Consider the following 2533-nt stretch of genomic DNA (forward strand, 5'->3'; position numbering starts at 1 on the left):
GTTTTAGGAATTTTAAAGAAAGCAGGAGCACCAAAAAAGCTAGAAGCTAAAATTGTAGGAGAATCTCTTTTCAATGACGGAATTGGGGTAGTTGTGTTTCTGACGATTTTTGGCCTAGCGGACAACAGTGAAGCAGGATTCTCCTTTGACAGTGTTTTACAACTTTTCGCTGTGGAGGGTGTAGGTGGAGTTGCTCTGGGCTTGGGCTTGGGCTGGATCACCTATCAGCTCATGAAGCGTATAGACGATTACAATATTGAGGTGATACTTACTCTGGCCACAGTGATGGCGGGAACGGTAATTGCCACGCATTTGCACGTTTCTGGACCCTTGGCCATGGTGGTTGCGGGCTTAGTTGTTGGTGGGCAAAAAATTCGTGATAAAGCCATGTCTAAACAGACAGAAGACTATGTAGATAAATTTTGGGAATTAATTGATATCTTACTCAATGCGATCCTCTTTGTACTTATAGGTTTGGAGATCTTGGTGTTGGATTTGGAAAGACCTTATATCATTGCCGGATTGATCGCTATCCCCATTGGCTTAATTTGCCGTTATATTTCCCTGCTCATCCCCATTGGACTGTTCCAAAAGCGTTTGGACTTTGTACCGCATACCAATACCATAATGACTTGGGGCGGACTTAGAGGTGCTATTTCCATTGCTTTGGCGCTAGGTTTGACAGAGGCCATGCACAGGGATTTGTTTTTGGTGATCACTTATTGTGTGGTGATCTTTTCCATTTTGGTACAAGGACTCACCATTGAACGATTGTTAATTCGATTTAAACTGCGATGAAGTTTATGAATAGAAAGAAAACTTGGCCCGGTAGGCTAAAAAGCACATTATTCATTTTAACCCTTTGCGCTTTTAGCGCTCTAGGTTTTGCACAGCAGAAGGAAGTGGTTAAAGTGGCTATTTTACTGGATATTGAAACCGAAGAGACCCTTGGTTATCTGGAGCAGCTTCGCGCTGAGATCAAGGCTGTGGTTGGCGAGGATGCTATTATTGAGTTTCCGGGAGAATATCAAAAGGTTCACAATTTTAGGGTGGATCAAGCGCGCACCAATTACAAAAACTTGTTAAGCAGTGATGCCGATATCATTCTGGCTTTTGGAACCAGCAGCAGTTTGGTCATGCAAGAGCAGCAAAGCTTTCCAAAACCAACGATTTTATTGGGTTCAATTTCTGAGGACCTCTCTGCAGTTGATGCGGATTTACAGACCTCTGGAATTCCGAACTTCACCTATTTAACAGGAATTCAATCCTTTGAAGCCGATTTAGAAACCCTCAAGGAACTCTCGAGCTTTGATCGGGTTGGTATTGCCATTGAGCAGGGGATTGCGGATAATATCGATCTCAAATCCACCTTCGATCCTATACTGGCTAAGCTGGGAGCTCAATACACCTTGCTGCCTTTTAATTCTTTGGACGACTTGGCCAACAGCATCGTTGACGTAGATGCTTTTTACTTAGCCGGAGGATTCTTTTTGACTGATGAGGAGGTCGCTCAATTGGCTCAGATCTTAATCGCCAATGGCATCCCTTCCTTTACTAATTCAGGCTTAAAGGATGTTGAATTGGGACTGATGGGAACCAATAATGGGAATGATGATGTGACTCAAATTTTCAGACGGCTGGCTTTGTCCATAGAAGCCTATGTCAATAACGAAAAATTGGAGAACCTCAATGTGTTTGTTGATGCCGAGCGCAGATTGACCGTCAATTTCAATACCATAGATCAGCTGCAAATTCCTGTGAAATACAGTCTTATTGCACAAACTGATTTTGTCGGGCAATATGAGAAGGCCTCCGCGCCTAAAAGCTATAATCTCCTCGGACTGATCAATGAAACCCTAGAACAAAATCTAAGTTTAGTAGCTAACGAATTGGGCGTTCAACTCACGGAGCAAGACATCAAATCTGCCTGGAGCAATTACTACCCAGTGCTTACCGCTAGCGGAACGTTTACAAACATTGATAGTCGTGTGGCGGTGGCTCCTTTTCAACCGGAGTTCTCTGTAGATGGTAATTTGAATTTAACCCAGACCATCTATTCAGAAGCCGCTAGTGCCAACATCAGTGTACAAAAGAATTTAAATCAAGCCCAGGAAGCCAGCTTCAGAGCTTCTCAACTAGATGCTATCCTGGAATCTTCCAACTTGTATTTTAACGCGCTGATCAGCAAGGTTAACCTCCGCATTCAGAATCAAAACCTCCAACTGACCAAAGAGAACTTGCGTATAGCGACGCAGAACTTTGAGGCCGGACAGTCTGGGAAATCAGACATGCTCCGTTTTGAAAGCCAATTAGCCCAGAACACACAAGTGTTCATTGAGGCGGTAAACCAATTGGAACAGGCCTTTATAAGGATCAATCAGTCTTTGAACGCGCCGGTAATGGACGTTATTGATGTGGATGAGGCCGTTATTGGTCAAGGCGTTTTTGAAACCTATAATTACGAGCAACTGGCGGAGATTTTAGATAATCCAGAACTCAAGCGTCCTTTTGTGGAATTCCTCATTGAGTAAGC

At 43.5% G+C, this 2533-nt stretch carries 2 protein-coding genes; both read left to right on the forward strand.

All coding sequences use genetic code 11. The annotated features are described in order from the left end of the window. Positions 1-798 (forward strand): cation:proton antiporter (locus HRT75_RS14575; protein ID WP_291188299.1); only part of this gene is annotated, 798 nt, incomplete at its 5' end. Positions 799-803: 5 nt separating this feature from the next. Then, positions 804-2531: a TolC family protein gene (locus tag HRT75_RS14580; protein ID WP_291188302.1), complete on the forward strand. Its 1728-nt coding sequence runs from the start codon at positions 804-806 to the stop codon at positions 2529-2531. Positions 2532-2533 lie beyond the last annotated feature (2 nt).

It is taken from the genome of Gilvibacter sp. (assembly GCF_013214815.1).
Classification (GTDB): Bacteria; Bacteroidota; Bacteroidia; order Flavobacteriales; family Flavobacteriaceae; genus Gilvibacter.